The organism is Anaerolineales bacterium, assembly GCA_003105035.1.
In the GTDB taxonomy this organism is placed as follows: domain Bacteria; phylum Chloroflexota; class Anaerolineae; order Anaerolineales; family UBA4823; genus FEB-25.
Genome location: PQAL01000019.1, coordinates 140,555 through 160,581, shown reverse-complemented (window position 1 = coordinate 160,581; position 20,027 = coordinate 140,555). Strand labels below are relative to the sequence as shown.

The 20,027-nt window shown below is 54.3% G+C and carries 16 protein-coding genes and 1 riboswitch; of the genes, 13 read left to right on the top strand and 3 right to left on the bottom strand.

From position 1 onward, the window contains the following. The first annotated feature begins 24 nt into the window (after positions 1-24). The 7 genes from C3F13_09235 to C3F13_09205 all read left to right on the top strand — a co-directional run bounded on the left by C3F13_09235 (position 25) and on the right by C3F13_09205 (position 8,181). Positions 25-1,131 carry a 2-oxoglutarate synthase subunit alpha gene (locus C3F13_09235; GenBank protein ID PWB53581.1) on the top strand — a complete coding sequence of 369 codons (1,107 nt, stop codon included), beginning with the start codon at positions 25-27 and terminating at the stop codon, positions 1,129-1,131. A gap of 2 nt (positions 1,132-1,133) precedes the next feature. Further along, the gene (locus tag C3F13_09230; GenBank protein ID PWB53580.1) at positions 1,134-1,988 is read left to right on the top strand and encodes a 2-oxoacid:ferredoxin oxidoreductase subunit beta; all 855 of its coding nucleotides are present in this window, start codon (positions 1,134-1,136) and stop codon (positions 1,986-1,988) included. 38 nt (positions 1,989-2,026) lie between these two features. Beyond that, the gene (locus C3F13_09225; GenBank protein PWB53579.1) at positions 2,027-2,575 is read left to right on the top strand and encodes a 2-oxoglutarate ferredoxin oxidoreductase subunit gamma; all 549 of its coding nucleotides are present in this window, start codon (positions 2,027-2,029) and stop codon (positions 2,573-2,575) included. Between the two features lie 81 nt (positions 2,576-2,656). Further along, positions 2,657-2,808, top strand: a riboswitch (cobalamin riboswitch). A 116-nt stretch (positions 2,809-2,924) separates the two neighbouring features. After that, entirely contained in the window at positions 2,925-4,520 is a 1,596-nt protein-coding gene (locus C3F13_09220; GenBank protein ID PWB53578.1) for a hypothetical protein, read from the top strand. A 47-nt stretch (positions 4,521-4,567) separates the two neighbouring features. Further along, entirely contained in the window at positions 4,568-5,440 is an 873-nt protein-coding gene (locus C3F13_09215) for an ECF transporter S component (GenBank protein PWB53577.1), read from the top strand. Then, a complete protein-coding gene (locus C3F13_09210) occupies positions 5,437-6,504 on the top strand; it encodes a hypothetical protein (GenBank protein PWB53576.1) in 1,068 nt (355 codons plus the stop codon). Before C3F13_09215 ends, C3F13_09210 begins: the two co-directional genes overlap by 4 nt. Before the next feature lie 54 nt (positions 6,505-6,558). Further along, on the top strand, positions 6,559-8,181 hold the full coding sequence (locus C3F13_09205; protein PWB53575.1) for a hypothetical protein: 1,623 nt from the start codon (positions 6,559-6,561) through the stop codon (positions 8,179-8,181). Here the strand turns inward: C3F13_09205 and C3F13_09200 are convergent. Further along, a complete protein-coding gene (locus C3F13_09200; protein PWB53574.1) occupies positions 8,178-9,563 on the bottom strand; it encodes a hypothetical protein in 1,386 nt (461 codons plus the stop codon). The genes C3F13_09205 and C3F13_09200 overlap by 4 nt on opposite strands. 90 nt (positions 9,564-9,653) lie before the next feature. Next, positions 9,654-10,043 carry a cupin domain-containing protein gene (locus C3F13_09195; protein ID PWB53573.1) on the bottom strand — a complete coding sequence of 130 codons (390 nt, stop codon included), beginning with the start codon at positions 10,041-10,043 and terminating at the stop codon, positions 9,654-9,656. Between the two features lie 389 nt (positions 10,044-10,432). On the opposite strand from C3F13_09195, the gene C3F13_09190 reads away from it, so the two are divergent. From C3F13_09190 to C3F13_09165, 6 genes are all read left to right on the top strand, one after another. Further along, positions 10,433-11,293 carry a cytochrome C gene (locus tag C3F13_09190; protein PWB53572.1) on the top strand — a complete coding sequence of 287 codons (861 nt, stop codon included), beginning with the start codon at positions 10,433-10,435 and terminating at the stop codon, positions 11,291-11,293. A 50-nt stretch (positions 11,294-11,343) separates the two neighbouring features. After that, entirely contained in the window at positions 11,344-14,976 is a 3,633-nt protein-coding gene (locus tag C3F13_09185; protein PWB53571.1) for a nitrate reductase subunit alpha, read from the top strand. A 9-nt stretch (positions 14,977-14,985) separates the two neighbouring features. Continuing rightward, on the top strand, positions 14,986-16,488 hold the full coding sequence (narH, locus tag C3F13_09180; protein ID PWB53570.1) for a nitrate reductase subunit beta: 1,503 nt from the start codon (positions 14,986-14,988) through the stop codon (positions 16,486-16,488). Between the two features lie 3 nt (positions 16,489-16,491). After that, complete coding sequence (locus C3F13_09175; protein ID PWB53569.1) at positions 16,492-17,070, top strand: hypothetical protein; 579 nt, start codon at positions 16,492-16,494, stop codon at positions 17,068-17,070. After that, positions 17,006-17,746, top strand: a complete 741-nt coding sequence (gene narI / locus C3F13_09170) for a respiratory nitrate reductase subunit gamma (GenBank protein ID PWB53568.1) — start codon at positions 17,006-17,008, stop codon at positions 17,744-17,746. The genes C3F13_09175 and narI overlap by 65 nt, the downstream gene beginning before the upstream one ends. A gap of 74 nt (positions 17,747-17,820) precedes the next feature. Then, positions 17,821-18,822 carry a C4-dicarboxylate ABC transporter gene (locus C3F13_09165; GenBank protein ID PWB53626.1) on the top strand — a complete coding sequence of 334 codons (1,002 nt, stop codon included), beginning with the start codon at positions 17,821-17,823 and terminating at the stop codon, positions 18,820-18,822. Here C3F13_09165 and C3F13_09160 read toward each other — a convergent pair. Then, complete coding sequence (locus C3F13_09160) at positions 18,811-19,965, bottom strand: 2-alkenal reductase (GenBank protein PWB53567.1); 1,155 nt, start codon at positions 19,963-19,965, stop codon at positions 18,811-18,813. The genes C3F13_09165 and C3F13_09160 overlap by 12 nt on opposite strands. Positions 19,966-20,027: the final 62 nt, after the last annotated feature.

Sequence of the window (20,027 nt, the reverse complement as noted above, 5' to 3'; positions counted from 1 at the left end):
GAGGCCGGATTGACCGTTCGATTGATGCAAGGGAATGAAGCTGTAGGTTGGGGGGCGATTGCGGCAGGGTGTAAATTCTATGCCGGTTACCCGATCACTCCGTCGACTGAGATCGCTGAAATGTTATCGCGCGAGCTGCCCAAGGTGGGCGGAAAATTTATCCAGATGGAAGATGAGATCGCCAGCCTGGCTGCCTGCATCGGTGCTTCCGTGGGTGGTTTGAAATCGCTAACTGCCACATCAGGACCAGGCTTTTCATTGATGCAGGAGCATATTGGTTACGCCGCCATGACCGAAGTGCCTGTGGTTGTTGTGGATGTCCAGCGCCTGGGTCCCAGTACTGGGCAGCCGACCAGTGCTTCTCAAGGAGATGTCATGCAGGCGCGTTGGGGAACGCATGGCGACCATCCAATGATCGTGCTCAGTCCGGTATCGGTCAGCCAGTCCTTCGATCTGACTGTCAAAGCCTTCAACTACTCAGAAAAATACCGTACACCGGTCATCCTGTTGTTGGATGAGGTGGTCGGGCACATGCGCGAGAAAATCGAGCTGCCCGATTTTGAAAGCGTTGAACGGGTCGAGCGGATTGCCACGGATGTGCCACCGGAGTGGTACAAACCTTACGGGGATTCACTCAGTGATGTGCCTCCCATGGCGAATTTTGGTGAGGGTTATCGATATCATATTACTGGCTTGTTCCATGATGTATTGGGCTATCCTACAACCCGGCTGGATGAGATTGATCCCTGGATCGAGCGGGTTCACCGCAAGATTGACCGCAATCTTAACGACATCATTCTCTTTGAAGAGGACTTATCTCCAACCGACAAAACCGTCGTAGTCACTTATGGTGCATCAGCGCGCAGCGCCCGGCATGCCGTCAAGCTAGCCCGCCAGCGCCGCACCAAGGTGGGCATGGTCACCTTGTTGACCATCTGGCCATTTGCAGAAGAAGAAATCAGCCGGGTAGCACGCACCGCCAAGCGTATCATCGTCCCCGAGATGAACCTCGGGCAGCTGGCCTTAGAAGTGGAAAGGGTGGCAGGGCGCAACAAGGTGGTGAGGGTGAACCGCGCCAATGGTGAAATGGTGACTCCCCAGATGATCCTGGAAGCGATCGAAGACAGGTAATTATGCCAACACACGCTGAACATACCGAGTATATGTATCTACGTCCGACCAAGAAATTCCCAAACGTATGGTGCGCTGGCTGCGGGATCGGCATCGTCATGAGTGCACTGATCCGCGCCATAGATCGGATTGGCATCGAAAAAGATGACGTCGCCCTGGTATCGGGGATCGGCTGCACGGGACGCATGCCGGTCTATATGGATTTCAATACCATTCACACCACGCATGGTCGCGCCCTGGCTTTTGCCACTGGGTTAAAAATCGCCCGGCCTGCCATGAAGGTGATCACTATCATGGGTGATGGCGATGCCCTGGCGATCGGGGGCAACCATTTCATTCATGCCGCCCGCCGCAATATCGGCATAACGGCGATTGTGGTCAATAATGCCATCTACGGCATGACTGGTGGGCAGTACAGCCCGACCACACCGATTGGTGCTCGAGCTGCTACAGCTCCGTACGGAAACGTGGAACCTCCCATGCCGATTTGCGAGCTGGCGAAGGCTGCCGGGGCAACTTATGTAGCACGCAGTACGGTCTATCATGCTGTTGAGCTGGATCGCTTCCTCGAACAGGCTATCCGCAAGAATGGCTTCAGCCTGGTGGAAGCTGTCAGCTATTGCCACACCACCTTTGGGCGGGTGAATAAGCTGGGCTCACCGGTAGACATGATGCGCCTGCTCAAGGAAAATAGTGTTTCAGCCAGTGCCGCCGAAAAACTTTCCCCCGAAGAGCGTGAGGCGAAAATCGTGCGTGGTGTCATCCACGATATCGAAAAACCTGAATACACCCAGCTTTACGAAGAGCTGATCCAGCGGGTGCAGGCTGAGCAAACCGCTAAACGGGTTAAGGCGTGAGGAGGTGACTTGTGGCAACAAAAAACCATGGTAGTCGAATGGAAATCCGTCTGGCGGGTGAGGGTGGTCAGGGCATGATTTTAGCAGGCATCATCCTGGCTGAAGCAGCGGCCATCTTTGACAATAAAAACGCCACGCAAACCCAGAGCTACGGCCCAGAGGCGCGTGGGGGTGCCAGCAAGGCTGAAGTGGTGATTTCTGGAGCGGAAATTGACCATCCTGAGGTGATCATCGCTGATGTGCTGGTGGCCATGAGCCAGGAAGCTTGCGATAAATATGCCGGGAACCTCAAAAAAGATGGCCTGTTGATCGTGGACCAGGAGAAGGTCGGCCGTGTCCCTTCCAGCCGGGCGATCAAGGTGCCTATCAGCCGCCTGGCACAGGAAAGCAGCGGGAAAAGCATCACCGCCAATGTGGTAGCCCTGGGTGTGTTGGTGGGCCTGACGAATGTCGTATCCCGCCAGGCAATTATCCAGGCAGTAGCCGCCCGCGCGCCCAAGGGCACCGAGGAAATGAACCGGGCAGCTCTATCAGCTGGTTTTGCAGCCGCTGACCTGGTGGGCCGAAAGCATCCTCACAAAATCTGATTCGTACAGGATATCGAGACGTTTTCATTATCAAGAATAGACTTGACGCACGCTTCTTAGCAGTATAAAATACCTTCACAATCGAATATTATCCACTTGGGTGCCATATCCCCCGGATGGGATGGCTTAAAGGCGAAGCCGGTAGGTTTCAAGGTTCATAGTCCGGCGCTGTCACGCAACTGTAAAGGAGATACTCCTCAGCCAGGTCGCCCGCCCAAGTTGGGTTCACCATTACCTCGCCTGAAGGCACTGTGAACAATGCCGTTAATTAACGATGTGCATTTCACCCCTGTCCGAAAAGCAACAGGGGTTTCTTTTTTAGTGGAATAACACTGGGATGGAGACGACCATGAAAAAATTTTTAAAATTATCGCTCTCATTGATTGCCGGATTTTTGCTAGTCGCAGGGGTGATATGCCTGGTGCAGGTAAAACTTGGTTTCGCACAAGTCGCTCCCAGCCAGACGGATGTGATTCAGGCAGGCCTGACATATCTTCAAAGCCAGCAGCAATCCGATGGTGGCATCACTGGCTTCAGCGAGGTCTCCGACCCCGATACGACGGCCCGGTCGGTGATGGCGTTCATCGCTGCCAGGCAAACCCTCACCGATGTGCTTTCCACAGATAGTCTATCCATGCTGGACTATCTGGCCAACCAGGCGATCTCGTATACGCACGATATCACGGGATCATTGTTTCCAGGAAGGGCTGGAGTTTTGCTGACGGCCGTATCACTGGCAGGTGGCGATCCATCCGATTTCGGTGGCATGGACCTGGCAGGCGAGCTGGAGGCAAATTACCATTCGGATGCAGGCACGTACAGCACGGATGCAAAGGGAGGCTTCAGCAGCGGGGAGGCCAGTGACCTGAGCCAAGCCTGGTCCATCCTGGGGTTGAGCCTGGCTGGGCGAACCACCCCTGCCACTGCCACCGATTACCTCATCCGTTCACAGGCTGTGGATGGCAGTTGGGGAGCGGGAGACCCTGACACAACTGCCTTGGCGGTGACTGCCCTGCTTGCCAGCCGTAATCTCGACAGCCAGGCAGATGCCATCCAAAAAGCAATTGCTTATTTCCACGCCTCACAGGCTCCTAGCGGCGGTTGGAAGCCTGCCTGGGATACCGACCCACTCAATGCCGATTCGACCGGGTGGATCATCCAGGCCCTGGTCACTGCTGGGGAGGATGTGCGTGGGCAAAGCTGGAGCATGCAGCAGGCTAATCCCCTGGATGCCTTGCTAAGCCTGCATAAACCCGATGGCTCGATCGGTGGCAGCTACGCCAATACGTACAGCACTGCCGAGGCCATCATCGGCCTTTCCGGTATACCCTTATCGAATCTCGTAGCTGCACCCGTCCCCCACCGTGCTGGGTTGGTGATTTATTATAGTGACAGCTCGCTATATACCACCTGTATTAGCTTCACGGAGACCACGATCACCGGCTTGGACTTGCTGATACGCTCAGGCTTACCGGTGGAGACTGCCACGAACCCTAACCAGGGTACTGCAGTTTGTAAAATCGGTGAGGTAGGGAATGCCTCTTCCGATTGCTTCGGGAGTATGCCTGATTATTGGTCCTATTGGCAGCTGGCGACCAATGGCTGGGATTATGCGGTGAGCGGTGCAGACCAAAGCCAGGTGCAGGATGGCGCTATCAATGCCTGGAGCTGGGGCACCGGGAACCCACCTCCCGTGCTCACCTTCCAAAATATCTGTGAAGGTGTGCCGTATGTACTACCACCTTCCACTCAGACCGTGGTGCCTGCGACGGATACCTCAGAGCCTCAAATGAATGTCACCGAAGCCCTGGCAACGCTTACACCGGTGGCAACCGAAGCACCACCGCCCTCACCGGCAGTACCAGTTAATTACATCATCTATGCCGTCATTCTGCTCGGATTGGGATTACTGATTCTGTTCTTAATCCGGCGGGGAGGGAAATGATTGAATTTTCAGCCGAAAAATACTTGTTATTGAGAATGTGAGTCGGTATGAAGTCGCGTTTATCCAGTGCCGCTATTTACCTGACTGCAACCCTATCTGGGCTGCTGGTGCTGTTGTATCCCTTCTTCTTACCTACGGCATCGCAACAGACCGGCTTTGGCACGTTGCGGATGAGCGAGATGCCGTTGATGATGACCTTCCTGCTGGCTTTATGCCTGGTGGTGCTCCTGTTCGAAGCCCAGGGTCAGATGGTCAACACCAAGCTCATCGCCTTGTTGGGAATCCTCGTAGCGATCAACTCGGCTCTGCGATTTATCGAGACTGCCATACCAGGGCCAGGAGGCTTCACCCCGATCTTCTTTCTGATCATCCTGGTGGGTTATGTGTTTGGTGGGCGGGTGGGATTCCTGATGGGGGCTCTCACCATGCTGGTTTCAGCGCTCGTGACAGGTGGTGTTGGGCCCTGGCTGCCAGCCCAGATGTTCACCGCCGGGTGGGTAGGGATGAGTGCAATCCTGCTACGGCCTATCGTTAGAAGGCTGACTGCCCGAATGACTGGCAGACCAAAACGAGCTGGCCAGCTGGAAGTATACGCGCTGGCGGGCTTTGGCCTCTTGTGGGGATTCATGTACGGGGCGGTGATGAACCTATGGCAATGGCCATTCATCGTTGGCCCACAGGATCAATCCTTCACGGCAGGCTTGGGTTTCCTGGCCACCCTGCGGCACTACCTGGCTTTTTACCTGGTGACTTCTCTGGTGTGGGACACCATCGCTGCGCTAGGCAACCTGTTCTTATTGTTGCTATTGGGTGGGCCAGCCTTGCGTTCGTTACGTCGCTTCCGCCAACGCTTTGAATTCACCTATACTCCGGATGGAAATCCATCTGCTAGTTTACCGGAAGAGAGATCCACTCGATGAAGCAACCTTGGGCCTGGGTCGCCTGGCTGGTCACTGCGGTCATCATCCTCTCGATAACGCGCAACCCGCTTTACCTGGTGTTGATCTTGATGTGCGTCAGTTTTGTCGGGATGGTTTTACGCCAGGCAGGTGGGGATGTGCGTAATCCCTTCCCCTTGTGGAAATTAGCGCTTTGGATCATGCTGCTCTCCACGGTTTTTAACGCCCTGACCTCCCATTACGGCGAAACAGTGCTGTTCACCATCCCCGGCAATTTGCCCCTGTTAAGCGGCCCGGTGACCCTGGAAGCCATGGTGTATGGGGCGATTAATGGTTTGATCCTGACGGGTATGCTGGCCAGCTTCGTGGTGCTAAATCTGGCTTTAACCGTGCGCGAATTGATCAGTTTGATTCCGCAGGCTTTTTTCCCGCTGGCCGTGGTGACCTCTATTGCGGTCACCTACATTCCCACGACGATTCGGCAATTCCACAAGATCCGCGAGGCCCAGGCCATCCGCGGCCATCAGATGCGAACCCTGCGCGATTGGCTCCCGCTGTGGATGCCTCTCCTCGTGGGCGGCCTCGAGCATGCCATGCAGCTGGCCGAGGCGATGACTGCCAGGGGGTTTGCCAGCACCAGGCCTTCAGCGGATGAAAAGCGGAATTTTCCCCGCCTGGTGATGGTTGTAGGGCTGGTGCTGCTCTCGCTGGGATGGATTATCCAGCTTGGCGGTGCAGGATTATACGGGACAAGCCTGCTCGTGGCAGGGGCTGCCCTGATCATCGGGGGGATATGGTACATGGGCCGAAAATCAACCCGAACCACCTACCATAACCCTGGATGGACCTGGCAAGATGTGCTCACTGTGCTGGTATCGTTGCTCATCCTGGCGATTTGCGTGCTACCCATACCATGGATAAGCCACGAGAGCCTGTACTATGACCCGTATCCGACCTTGACCCTTCCGCTTTTTGACCCATTGCTTGGAGCAACCATCCTGGGATTGCTCATCCCCGGCCTCTTAAAATTGATGAGAATCCAGCCAACCCGCAAGTCGCACCATAAGCTGGCTGAACCGGGGTGAAACATGCTGATGTTATAATGGCAGGCAGTAAGTGAATTTTCAGGAGGTGGGTAATTGGTAATATCTGAGACCTGGCAGCAAAATATCCAAGCATACTGTAACATCCTGCAACAAAACCAAGGGCCTAAGGTAGTAAATATCGTATCCGGCAGCACTGCCGACCAGGAGTATTGGCAGGATCGGTTGGAAATGACCCGCCGAGATGTATTCCGCTGTGATGGAGACACGCTGGTAGTCTCCAGCCTTGAAAAGACCCGCAAAGGGAATTTCCTGGGAAGCATTAATGCCTGGCAGGCATTACGCCAGGCTATGGCCGGTCGTCAACAGCCACCGGTGATCCTCATGAATATGGTTTTTGGCTTGGGCAAGCGTCTCAGCCCATTTACCCAGGCTCTCACCAACCGTAAACCGGCCTTCCCGACCCCGATGAAAAGCTCGAATGGTGAAGTCTACCTGAGCACGGTGGACGCAGCTTCCATGTCTGCCACGCTGTGGCTGCACCACCTCGAGACCAATGGTTTCCGCGGCATCGTGGTCAAATGGGGCGATGAAGCGGTTATCCCAGGCAAGCTCTGGCAGACCAGTCCAGATGAATACCAGCAGGTGGATGGGATCCGCTTCGTCTGGCAAACCCAACCGACTGAAGACCTGGCACGCGAGAAGGAATGGGTGGAATTCGAGGCCGAATCCTCGAAAATGACCTACCAGTTCACCCGTCAGGGGTTGGGAGGCCTGCAAAAGAGGTTGGCCGGGCGTGGCCAGGACCGACTGATAGGGGTCAACCTGGGTAGCCTGGGGATCAGCTATCGCCTGATGGAGGTGGCTGAAGAAGTATTTAAGGGTGACCTATTAGATGAAGGGAAGTGGGTGGACTGGGATCCATACACCTGGATAGCTCTGGCTTGCCCGACAGAGACTGAATGGCGTGCTGAAGCAGCTTTTGAGGAAGGGATTGGAAAGACCGGCATCCGCGAACTCGAAGCACGCTTCCCTGATTTTTATCGTCAAATCAAACGCATGCGGGATGCTTTCCACGAGCGCTATGGCCGGCAGCCCATGGTTAAGGTGCTCGATTTTGGCCAACCTTACTGGATGGACTGGGGCCTTCACCTGAGTTTGAGGCGTTCTCTGGAAGCGATGACCGTTGATTCGGACCTGGGGAGGACCACTCGTGAGCTTTTTCAGCTACCCCATGAACGCGATCGCAACGGAAATATCCTCCTGCGCAGCACGGTTCCGACAGGCGCGGATATCCGCGATTCACTCCTGTTGGATACACTGATCACCGGGATTGATACCGTGATCTTTGGGGGAGTGGTTGTGGCGGGGAAACACAATACGCTGAAAATGCCACATGGCGGGGCTGCCCTTTTCTGTGCGGCTGATCGGATGGAATTCAGCGGTCCGCATGCCATTGCTTTCAAAGTGATTGGGGATGAGTTCATCCTCACTGAAGGCGATCGCCTCACCTGCCTGTTTTACTCAGACGGCGTGTTGCAAATGCACTCGAACGAAGCCTTGATCCAGTACGAGGGCGAGAATTATTCTCAGCCGGTATTGGGCAACCCGATTTCCTTCGAAGAAGCAACCAGGCGGATGTACCTGGAAGACACCCGCCTGGTGGAAAAGCGCTGGTCGGAGAGATGGTCACAGTGGGATAAGAGACCTGGCTCCTAGGGAAAGACTGCAGTAGTTAGCGATTGTGCCGTTGTGGAATCGGGGGCAGTGATCCACAGGGTGGTATCTCCCAAGTGGTACAGGCTGGTATACCCCCCTGAATAGCTCCAAGTGGTGGTATCCCCCTGGGTAGCCGCCGGGACTCCAAAGCGAGTGTTGGCATAAGTGCTGAATGCCGATGCGAATTGCGCAGCATCCTTATTCGTATCCCATACAGTTTTCATCACGAAGGCGGTCTCACCGGTAGCATCATTGTGCAGTAGCACGTATTCGTCGCCGCCCCAGCCCGCCGTTGCATCTTTAGCAGTGGAGTCATCCAGGCGGGCAGCTGTGTTAGCACCGCGTGCCAGGATGAGATAGGTGTACCACTCGCCCATCTGGTTGCGTGAGACTTCTCGCCAGCCTTCGCCAGGCACAGTCGTCAGGTCTGGCAAATCAACTGGGATGGGTTTATCGGCTGGGTAGTGATTAGGGTGCAGGATCTGCTCGGTTGATATGGGTGGGTCTTTATAGACCGCATCGACTGCTGACCAGCCACCATTGGTGAACACCTCCTGGACAAATGCAGCCCCCTGGTCGTAAGGAAAACCGAAATCATCCTTGAGGAAAGCAGGCGCATTATCGTAGACCGGGCTTTTAAACGTGCTGTAGAATGACTCGATCTGTTGTTTATCTTGATCGGTGGCGTAATATTGGTACCAGATGGTCTGTGACAGGGTGGCATCGCCTTCAAGCAATGCCTGGATGCCAGCACAGCGTTCGGTGTCGGCTTCACAGGCATCATCATTATAATCAAGGCCGTTCTGGATATCGTAGTTCTGGTCTTGCAAGACATGCGTGTACTCATGGGAATAGGTGAAACGCTCTGGTCCTTCAAAACCTTGTCCCTGGACTACAAACATCTCCTTGGTCTCATTATCATAATACCCGGCAATCTGCTCACTCAACAGGTTAACCATCAATGTACGCAGGTCGAAGCCTGGCTCTAGCAGGCCGATGGTCGAGAGCTCAAGCACATCGTCAGCTGCTTCATCGTCGGAGTAGTCCATTTCATAATCATTGACCACATTTTGACGCAGCTCAGCCGGCGAAAGAAGCACAACCGGTACTGGATATTTCGGCTGAAGGCCACGCTCTTCCACCACCTGAGTCTGGATCAGGTTGATCTCATTCTCCAGGCTGGCATCCAGCTGGGAGGTGGGGTAGGGCGTCTTGGTTGGTTCTTCAGAGGTGGGGCGGGGGGTCTTCACCTGGGTTGGCGGCAATGTGCCAGCAGGAACGGTAGTGGGCAGGCTGACTGGTTCCTGAGTGACATTACTGGTAAAAACGCAGGCCAGTGAGGCAATGACCAGAAAAATTATGGCAAGATAAGCTCGTTTCATTTGGCCCTCAGACAGTATATATCCGTAAAGAAAAGAACCTCCTGCAGTCAATGACTCTGCAGGAGGTCAATGACTCAAAGATTTAGGATGTTAATGATGATGGGCAGCTTCAGCAGCTTCTGCCTCCGCTTTGGTCTTGTGAACTGTTCCATCGGGATGGTTGGGCGGCGAGTAGATAGTGTACAGCTGCAGTGATTCCTTGGATGAGGTGTTGATTACATTGTGGAATGTGCCGGCTGGGACGATAACAGCATCCCCCTCGTGAACCACGTGTTCCTCGCTGCCGCTGAAGACGAACTTGGCCTCGCCTTCCTCAATGCGGAAGAATTGGTCAACCGTGTGGTGCACTTCGTTACCAATCTCTTCTCCCGGCTGCAGGCACATGACTACCAGCTGGGCGAATTTCCCGGTGTAGAGTACCTGCCGGAAGTATTTGTTCTTCTCAGTTAGTTTTTCGATATCGCCAACAAAACCAGTCATAATTATCCTCCTCAATTTTTTTTATGTATTCTCGACTAGTATAGCATAAGATAACTTTCGACTACCATGAGAAATGGGTTAGCACTACCGCATGGAAGGATTTTTAAGCAAGACATTACCACTTTGTGTCAGGGGCACAGCTGAGGCATAGAAAATTTATCCATTATTAATCTGATTTATAATAGATTAAGTGATTTATACGGCACAATAGAGATGGCAAGTTGATAGCCTGGTAACCAACGCACTCCCTGGGTGGGTATAAAGGATATTTTTGTAGAGAAAATCACCACCGCAGGTTGCGTTGATAGTGACCAACAGATATTCGTGATCGACCGGTTTTAATCAATTCCTGATAGATCAATGATGATACCTGGGGGGAGGAGGGATTAATGATCGCAAGGATACACGGTTCTCACGCTGGGGTAATTTACATCCCTCTGGTCTTCTTATTATTTGGTATTGGGGTGATGGCCGCATGCGCCTCTTCTTCCCAGATCAACCTGGACGGCCAGGAGATATTTGCTGCCAATTGCAGCAGCTGCCATACGATCGGAAGGGGAAACCTGGTTGGCCCAGACTTAATAGGGGTGACTGACCAGCAAAGCCAGAAATGGCTGATCGATTTCATCAGCAATCCCGACCAGATGATCACCTCGGGTGATACGAGAGCCAACCAGCTTTTGCAGCAATTTAATTTCGTCGTTATGCCCAACATGGGGCTCACTACCGACCAGATCCTGGCAGTCCTAGACTACTTGAAAGCCGAATCCGGGCTGGTGATGGCATCACCGGTTGGCACTTCAGCGCAAGTCCTCCCAGCTGGTGACCCGAACAATGGACGGGCTTTATTTTTAGGCGATATCCACCTGAAAAATGGCGCTCCATTTTGCATCGGGTGCCACAATAACGACGATACCGGGATCCTGGGTGGGGGAACGCTTGGCCCTGACCTGACTGAGGCATTCACCAAGTATGGTGATGCTGGATTGGAAGAAATTTTATCCAACCTGCCATTCCCGACCATGCGCCTTATCTTTTCCAACCATACACTTACCATCAGCGAGCGGGCGGATATCCGGGCTTTCTTGAAAGAATCAGCAGGCAAGCCTGTTGTGAATAAAGAACCATGGATCATCCTTATCTCCCTGGTTGGGTTTGGAGCCAGTTTGATCGCTTTTGCATTCATATGGCGTAATCGTCTGCAGGGTGTTCGCAAGGAGCTATTAAATAATTATCGGGAGAAAAAATAGGTTGATGGGTCAGGCGGTTAGGCGGTGATTTTTATTAGGAGGAGGTCGATGTGAGCTGGATCCAGGATATATACAGTCCGCAACAACGCCAGTGGGAGGAGTTCTACCGCAACCGCTGGCAATATGACCGAATGGTCCGCAGCACGCACGGGGTCAACTGCACCGGTGGCTGCTCATGGATGGTGTACGTTAAAGACGGCATCGTAACCTGGGAGCTGCAGGCTACCGACTACCCAGAGCTGGCTGGAGAAATTCCCCCATACGAGCCACGTGGTTGCCAGCGTGGTATCAGTTTTTCGTGGTATATGTATTCGCCGCTGCGCGTGAAGTATCCTTATCTGCGTGGGGTATTAATGGATTTATGGCGGGCAGTGCGCCAGCGATCAGACGACCCTGTTGAAGCATGGACAATGCTGGTTGAAGATGAAACCGGGCACAGGTCATACCAGGAAGCCCGCGGGAAAGGCGGCTTTCGTCGTGCCAGCTGGGATGAAGTGCTGGAAATCATAGCCGCATCGACGATCTACACGATAAAGAAATATGGTCCTGACCGGGTGGTGGGTTTTTCACCCATCCCAGCCATGTCGATGCTCAGCCATGCGTCGGGCAATCGCTTCCTGCAGCTGCTCGGGGGGGTGAGCCTGAGCTTTTATGACTGGTATTCTGACCTGCCTCCCGCTTCGCCTGAGGTGTTTGGAGAGCAGACTGATGTGGCAGAGGCAGCCGATTGGTACAACGCCAAGTACATCGCCACGGTTGGCTCAAACCTGAGCATGACCCGCACACCCGATGTGCATTATGTGGTAGAAGCACGCCATAACGGCACAAAGCTGGTTGTTTTCTCTCCCGATTTCAGCCAGGTAGCGAAGTATGCTGATTGGTGGGTGCCGGTGCATGCCGGGCAGGATGCGGCCTTCTGGATGGCGGTGAATCATGTCATCCTCAATGAATACCATTACGAAAAACCCACCGCCTACTTTTTGGACTACCTTAAACGCTATACCGATGCACCCTTCCTGGTGGTATTGGACAAGGCGGGGGAGGATTATGTACCAGGGAGATTACTGCGCCTCAGCCAGCTGGAAGGCAAGCAGGATGAGGAATTAGCTGATTGGAAGTTCCCTGTGTGGGATAGCCTGAGCAATTCCTGGCGTACCCCGCAAGGTTCGGTAGGCTTCCGCTGGCAGAAGCAAAAGGGCCAATGGAACCTTGAGCTTAAAGATGGGTTGGATGGATCGGAGATCGCCCCCCAGCTGACCTTTTTTGAACAGCACGACAATCTCCTGCGAGTAGCCTTCTCAGATTTCGGTATGGATAAAGCGGTGCGCCGTGAAATCCCTGTACGAATGGTTGATACCCGCGATGGGCGCTTACCGGTGGCCACCATCTACGACCTGCTCATGGGGCAGTTCGGTGTGGGGCGCGGATTGGGAGGCGATTATCCGGCGAGCTACGATGATGAAAGCGCCTATACGCCCGCCTGGCAGGAGCGTTTCACAGGCGTAGACCGCCAGACGGTGATCCAATTCGCTCGCGAGTGGGCCTCCACCGCAGTCCAAACCCAAGGGAAGTGCACCATCATCATCGGGTCGGGCGTTAATCACTGGTACCACAACAACCTGATCTACCGGGCGGGGATCGCCACGTTGATGCTGACCGGCTGTATCGGGCGCAACGGCGGTGGGCTCAACCATTATGTCGGCCAGGAAAAGATCGCTCCATTATCTTCGTGGTCAACCATCGCTTTTGCGCTCGACTGGCTCAAGCCACCCCGCCAGCAAAATGCACCATCGTTCCATTATGTCCACACTGATCAATGGCGCTATGAGCATGCGTATAGCCTGCCTGAACCGGTTACACGCCCTGCTGATGGGCGTTGGGCACAGGGCTTAACCCACCAGCACACCATGGATACCCAGGTGCAGGCGGTGAGGATGGGGTGGCTGCCATTCTACCCGCAATTCAACCTTAGTCCGCTTGAGTTGGTACACCAGGCCAGGCAAGCTGGTGCTGAAACAGAATCGCAGGTGCGCCAGTGGGTAGTGGATCAGCTCACATCTAAAAAGTTCAACTTCTCCGTGCAGGACCCGGATGCCCCTGAGAATTGGCCGCGCCTCTGGTTCATCTGGAGGGGAAGTGCCTTGAATTCCAGCGCCAAGGGGCAGGAATTTTTCTTTAAACACTACCTGGGCACGCACAACCAGGTCATCGCTGACCAGGCTGCAGGTGATGAGGTTGAAGAGGCTACCTGGCATGACCAGGAAGTGCGTGGCAAGCTCGACCTGGTGGTGAACCTGAATTTCCGCATGGATACTACTGCCCTCTATTCGGATATCATCCTTCCGGCTGCCACCTGGTATGAAAAGGATGACCTGAATACCACCGACCTGCATTCCTTCATCCACCCGCTCTCAGCCGCAGTGCCCCCCTGCTGGGAATCGAGGAGCGATTGGGACATCTTCAAGGCGATTGCCAAAAAGGTGAGTGAGCTGGCTGTAGTACACCTGCCCGAGCCGGTAACCGATCTGGTGTGCGTGCCGTTACAGCATGACACCTCAGGCGAAGTTGCCCAGAGCTCAGTGAAGGATTGGAGCCAGGGGGAATGCCAGCCTCAACCAGGCATCAGCATGCCCAACTTCAAGACGGTTGAGCGTGATTACGTCAACCTGTATAACCGTTATATCTCTCTGGGTCCGCTTGCCGAAAAAGAGGGTATGGGTGCCCATGGCCACCGCTGGTCGATCGCTGATCTATACCAGGATTTGCTGGTAAACAAGCCGACCGTTGAATGGGATGGCAAGAAATTTCCATCCTTGGAAGAAGCCTGTGAGGCTGCCAATGTTGTGCTCTACCTGGCGCCGGAGACCAATGGTGAAGTGGGCTACCGGGCATTTGAGACCGCTGAAGAGGAGACCGGATTACACCTGTCGGACCTGGCCGAGGCGACCCGCGGCGTGCGCATGACATTTGAAGACCTGGTGAGCCAACCCCGGCGAGTGCTGAACAGCCCCAACTGGTCCGGCATCGTCAGTGACGGCCGGGCATATTCAGCATACTGCCAGAATGTGGAGCGCCTGGTACCCTGGCACACCCTGACAGGCCGCCAGCATTTTTATCTCGACCATGAAGGTTATCTGGCTTTCGGCGAAAACCTTCCTACTTACAAACCTCCGCCGGGGCCGGCAGATTTCGGTGATCTGGACAAGAGTCAGCCGGAAGGCAATTGCCTGCAGCTGAATTACCTCACGCCCCACGGAAAATGGCACATCCATTCCACCTACTACGACAATGAGCGTATGCTCACCTTATCCCGGGGCATTGAACCGCTATGGCTGAATGACCAGGATGCCGCCAGGCTTGGCATCCTGGATAACGATTGGGTGGAAGCCTACAACGACAACGGGGTGATTGTCACCCGTGCCGTGGTCAGTGCCCGCATCCCTGCCGGCCTGTGTCTCCATTATCACGCCTATGACCGGACACTCGGGATCCCAAAATCACCCCTGCGCGGGCGCAAACGGGCTGGAGCCACCAACAGCCCCACCCGGGCCCGCTTGAAGCCCGTGTTGATGATGGGCGGTTATGGTCAATTCACCTATGCGATCAATTACTGGGGGCCGACCGGGGTCAACCGCGACACTTACGTATTGGTGCGCAAGCTGCCAGGCGAACCGGAGTATTAGAGGCTATATATGGACATACGCTCACAGATATCAATGGTCTTCCACCTCGATAAATGCATCGGCTGCCACACCTGCAGCGTGGCTTGTAAGAACATCTGGACCGACCGGCGCGGTGTGGAATATATGTGGTGGAACAACGTGGAGACGAAACCTGGCACGGGTTACCCCACCCTATGGGAAGATCAGGGTAAATATCACGGTGGATGGGAGGTCAAGGCCAAGGGCAAATCGCGCCGTTTAGGGCTGCGTCTGCAGAACCGGCTGAGGGAGCTGGGTGAGATTTTCTATAACCCCTCCATGCCCCAACTGGATGATTACTACGAGCCCTGGACCTACCGCTACAATGACCTGTTCACCGCTCCTCAGGGTGATGACCAGCCGGTTGCCAGGGTCATTTCTCAGATCGATGGACGGCCCATGGAGATCGAATCTGGACCGAACTGGGATGATGACTACGGCGGTTCCCAGGTCTATGCTGCCAACGACCCGCAGGTGACCCGCCTGAGCGAGGTGGAGCAGCAACAGCTTTTAACCATCGAAAAACAGGTCTACTTCTATATCCCGCGCATCTGCAACCACTGCCTGAACCCTGGCTGCCTGGCAGCCTGCCCGGCAGGGGCGATCTATAAACGTGGCGAGGATGGGATCGTGCTCGTCAGCCAGGAAAAGTGCCGAGCCTGGCGGATGTGTATCTCCGGATGCCCCTATAAAAAAGTCTATTACAACTGGTCGACCGGAAAATCAGAGAAATGCATCCTGTGTTACCCACGCCAGGAGACCGGGCAAGCCCCGGCTTGTTTCCATGTTTGCGTGGGGCGCATCCGCTACCTGGGTGTGCTACTCTATGATGCTGACCGCATCGAAGAAGCAGCAAAAGCGGAAGATGTAGTTCTTGTTGAGCGGCAGCTGGAGATGATCCTCAACCCGGCGGACCCTCAGGTGATTGAAGCAGCAAGGAAGAATGGCATCCCGGATGGTGTGCTGGCGATCGCACAGAAGTCCCCCGTCTATAAATATGTGAAGGAGTGGAGATTGGCATTGCCTTTACACCCCGAGTTCCGCACCCTGCCGATGCTGTTCTATGTACCTCCCCTCCTGCCGGTTGTTTCCGCTACCCAACCAGGCGGAACCCAACGCCTGGCGGATGACTTTTTCGGAACTCTGGAACATGCCCGCCTACCCATGCAGTATATGGCTGGGCTATTTAGCGCCGGGCAGGTGGAACCCGTCGAAGCGGTATACAGGCGTTTGTTGGCGGTCCGGCTAGTGAAGCGCCTCCAGGCTGTTGGCGATGCTGATCCCACCCAGGTGAGTGCTGTTATGGCAGAGGCACAGCTATCTGAAGGGCAGGTCGAGGAGATTTACCACCTAACGACCCAATCTACGTATTACGACCATTTTGTCATTCCGCCCATGGCACGCGAAATGGCGGATGAATCCATCACGAGCACCGATATCAAGAAGAAGGAAACCGGTTTTGGTTTCAAGCGCCACCCCCACAGAGGACCCTGAGCGATGTTGCCGGACACGCACGGACAACTATATAGCCTGTTCGCCAGTTTGCTGGAGCATCCAACCTCATCGCTGTGTATACAGGTGGAGCAGGCTGCTTCATTACTATGTGATCGCTTCCCTCAAAGAGAAGGATGGCTCACAGTATTCTACGATTATGTGAATTCCCATTCGCTCGCTGCGGTAGAAGAGCTGTATACCCATACCTTTGATCTGCAAGGCGTGAGTTGCCCGTATGTTGGGCATCAGTTATTTGGTGAGAGCTTCAAGCGCAGCCGGTTTATGGCTTGCTTGAACCACGAATATCACACCAGGCAGTTTTCTTCCGGTACGGAGCTGCCTGACCATGTAACCGTGATCCTGCATTTCCTGGCGCTTGGCACTGGAGATGAATTCAGCCAGACCTTGGTCGTTGAAGGGCTGATTCCCGCCTTGACCAGGATGACAGGTGAGCTGGCGGCACATGAAGAAAATCCATACAGCGATGTACTCCAGGTAGTCCTGGATGTGCTGAGCCATGCGTTTGACACCCCATCACAATCTGTGGTTGGTTCCGAAACAGGAGACGTTGCCCATGCTTAATACACTCCTTTTTATCGTCTTTCCGTATGTCGCCGTGCTATTGACCGTGGTGGTTGGCCTGGCTCGCTACTTCTATAACCGGTACAGTTATTCCAGCCTGTCTTCACAGTTGGTGGAGAGTAAGGTGTTGTTTTGGGGTGCGGTCCCATGGCATTACGGCGTGGTGCCCATCCTGATCATCCACCTGGCGGGCTTTACCATCCCATCCATCATGCATCAGATTCACAGCCAGGCCGACCGATTGTATATCGCCGAGCTGATCGGGAAATTCATGGCATTTTTGGCCTTGCTGGGGATCCTCATCCTGATCATCCGCAGGCTATCCCACTCCAAATTGCGCCTGCTGACCACACCCCTTGATTGGATCGTCCTGCTCCTGTTACTTAATCAGATTTTCCTGGGCTTGTGGGTCTCCTTGTTCTACCGCTGGGGTGCGGTCTGGTTCCTGGAGACTGTTTCGGTATGGGTGGGGTCATTGGCTAAATTCCAACCCCAGACGCTTAATATCGCTCCGTTGCCACTCATCCCCAAGCTGCATTTTCTCAATGCCACGCTGCTGATTGCCTTGTTTCCTTTCACCCGTCTGGTACATATGATGAGCTTCCCTATCACCTACCTGTGGCGGCACATCCAGGTGTTCATTTGGAACCGACGCTTAGCAAACAAAGGCACCTGAGAGTGGATTCAAGCCCAGCCAATTCTCTTAAAAACGGGGTCAGAGACCTGCTGCCGGGGTACTTTTCGCTGGTGATGGCTACCGGAATCGTATCTATCGCTGCCCATCTGTTTGGGTTGGAATGGGTGGCACGCGTGTTGTTCACCATCAATATCGGTTTTTATTTCCTTTTGTGGATATTTTTCCTGGCACGCCTGGTCTTTTTCTTTAGCTACATCACTGCTGATATTCAGGATAACTTGCGTGCGGCAGGATTTTTCACCCTGGTGGCGGGCACGTGCGTGCTTGGCAGCCAGTTTGTTTTGCTTTCGGGCGAAATCATCGTTGCAGGCATCTTGTGGGGAGTCGGGCTTGTTCTGTGGTTGATCTTCATTAATCTGATCCTGGTGAGCATGATGGTGAAAGCCGATAAGCCGCCCATGGAGATGGGGATCAACGGCACCTGGCTGGTAGCCGTGGTGGCAACTCAATCCGTCTCGGTCTTGGGAACGCTCCTGGCCGGAAATGCAGCTGGTCTTCAGCAACCATTATTGTTTTTTACTCTGGCAATGTACCTGTTGGGTGGGATGCTCTATATCCTGATCATCACGCTGATCTTATCCCGCCTGTTATTCTCCAGGCTCACGCCTTACCAGCTTACCCCGTCGTATTGGATCAGCATGGGGGCAGCTGCCATATCCACCCTGGCCGGCGCATTGCTGATCTTAAATGCTGGCCAATGGGACTTTTTAGCTGAGCTACTGCCTTTCCTGAAGGGCATCACCAGCATGTTTTGGGCTACTGCCACCTGGTGGGTTCCCATGCTCGTGCTCCTGGGTATCTGGCGGCATCTCCTACAGCATTACCCTTTACGCTATGACCCGCAGTACTGGAGCATGGTGTTTCCCCTCGGGATGTACACGGTGTGTAGCTATCAATTAGCGAAGGCTCTGGGCCTGCAGTTTTTATCTGCGATTCCACACTATTTTTTCTACGTTGCCCTGGCAGCCTGGTTGGTTACCCTCGCTGGGATGCTCTATACATGGGTGGTGAGCTTATTCTCCATTCACAGCTCAGCCCCAAGCTCAGGAACCTGATTCACCCAATGTGACCTGTACCTGTATCTCCCGGTTGTTGCGCATCACTGTAAGGTTCACTGTATCTCCTGCAGAATATTGGAATAAGGTATTAAGATAAGCATGGGTTTCATCGATGGTGGTGGCATCGATGCCGGTGATGATATCGCCGGCTCGCAGGCCAGCCAGATCTGCTGGGCTGTTGCTGGTCACATCGGTTATGTACACGCCGTACTGGACGGGCAGGCGATATATGGCAGCAACCCGCGGTGTGATGGGCTGCCAGCTGATGCCCAGATTGGGCCGGGAAACGTAACCTTTCTGGATGAGCTGGTCTGACACCACACGAGCCGTGTTGATGGGTATGGCGAACCCTAGGCCTTCCGTGACCGTTCCCGAGTTGCTACTTCGGATGATCAGGGTGTTGATTGCGATTACTTCCCCGGCCAGGTTGACCAATGGCCCGCCAGAATTGCCCTGATTGATGGCCGCGTCGGTTTGGATCAAGCCGTCAATGGAGTAGCCGTCCCCTGTATCGATGGAGCGCCCGGTGGCACTGACCACCCCAACGGTGACCGTGTTCTTGAAGTCACCCAGGGGTGAGCCGATGGCAATAACCGTCTCACCCGGGTTCAATGCATCGGAGTTGCCAAGCGTGGCAACTGCAGGCATTGTCCCGCTCACTTTTAAGACAGCCAGGTCGGAATATTGATCACTCCCCACCAGGGAAGCATCCTGCTGGGTTCCATCCGCAAAGATGACCTGGAGCTGCTTTGCCCCATCAATGACATGGTTATTGGTGAGGATGTACCCATCTGAGGAAATGATCACACCGCTACCGGTTGAGGTCGAATCACCGCTATAGCCGAAGAAAGTCTGCTGGCCTGGGATGGTGCCCACCACGGTGACCACCGAGGGACCAACATCCTGGACTGCCTGGGTGACAGCGGTCTCAACATCCATAGTGTTCACGGCCAGGGTTTGGCCTTGGTGATTGGCAGGCAGGGCTTGCACCGAAGATTCGGTTGGCAACGCAGAAATAGCTGTCTGGTTTTTACTCATCAGTTGGTACACGACGACCCCTCCCGCCATGGCACCCAACATGGCGGTGCCTCCCAGGATGAAGATCGCCAGGATAAATCCAAGGAGCTTTTTCATGGTCATACACAACCTCCGTAACGAACCTTAAGGTATATCTATCTCTTGATAAGTATAAAGGGAGCAGG

Coding starts and splice junctions, on each gene's coding strand:
- C3F13_09235 (PWB53581.1), top strand. CDS start 25: ATGCAAGGGAATGAAGCTGTAGGTTGGGGGGCGATTGCGGCAGGGTGT.
- C3F13_09230 (PWB53580.1), top strand. CDS start 1,134: ATGCCAACACACGCTGAACATACCGAGTATATGTATCTACGTCCGACC.
- C3F13_09225 (PWB53579.1), top strand. CDS start 2,027: ATGGAAATCCGTCTGGCGGGTGAGGGTGGTCAGGGCATGATTTTAGCA.
- C3F13_09220 (PWB53578.1), top strand. CDS start 2,925: ATGAAAAAATTTTTAAAATTATCGCTCTCATTGATTGCCGGATTTTTG.
- C3F13_09215 (PWB53577.1), top strand. CDS start 4,568: ATGAAGTCGCGTTTATCCAGTGCCGCTATTTACCTGACTGCAACCCTA.
- C3F13_09210 (PWB53576.1), top strand. CDS start 5,437: ATGAAGCAACCTTGGGCCTGGGTCGCCTGGCTGGTCACTGCGGTCATC.
- C3F13_09200 (PWB53574.1), bottom strand. CDS start 9,563: ATGAAACGAGCTTATCTTGCCATAATTTTTCTGGTCATTGCCTCACTG.
- C3F13_09195 (PWB53573.1), bottom strand. CDS start 10,043: ATGACTGGTTTTGTTGGCGATATCGAAAAACTAACTGAGAAGAACAAA.
- C3F13_09190 (PWB53572.1), top strand. CDS start 10,433: ATGATCGCAAGGATACACGGTTCTCACGCTGGGGTAATTTACATCCCT.
- narH (PWB53570.1), top strand. CDS start 14,986: ATGGACATACGCTCACAGATATCAATGGTCTTCCACCTCGATAAATGC.
- C3F13_09175 (PWB53569.1), top strand. CDS start 16,492: ATGTTGCCGGACACGCACGGACAACTATATAGCCTGTTCGCCAGTTTG.
- narI (PWB53568.1), top strand. CDS start 17,006: ATGCGTTTGACACCCCATCACAATCTGTGGTTGGTTCCGAAACAGGAG.
- C3F13_09165 (PWB53626.1), top strand. CDS start 17,821: ATGGCTACCGGAATCGTATCTATCGCTGCCCATCTGTTTGGGTTGGAA.
- C3F13_09160 (PWB53567.1), bottom strand. CDS start 19,965: ATGACCATGAAAAAGCTCCTTGGATTTATCCTGGCGATCTTCATCCTG.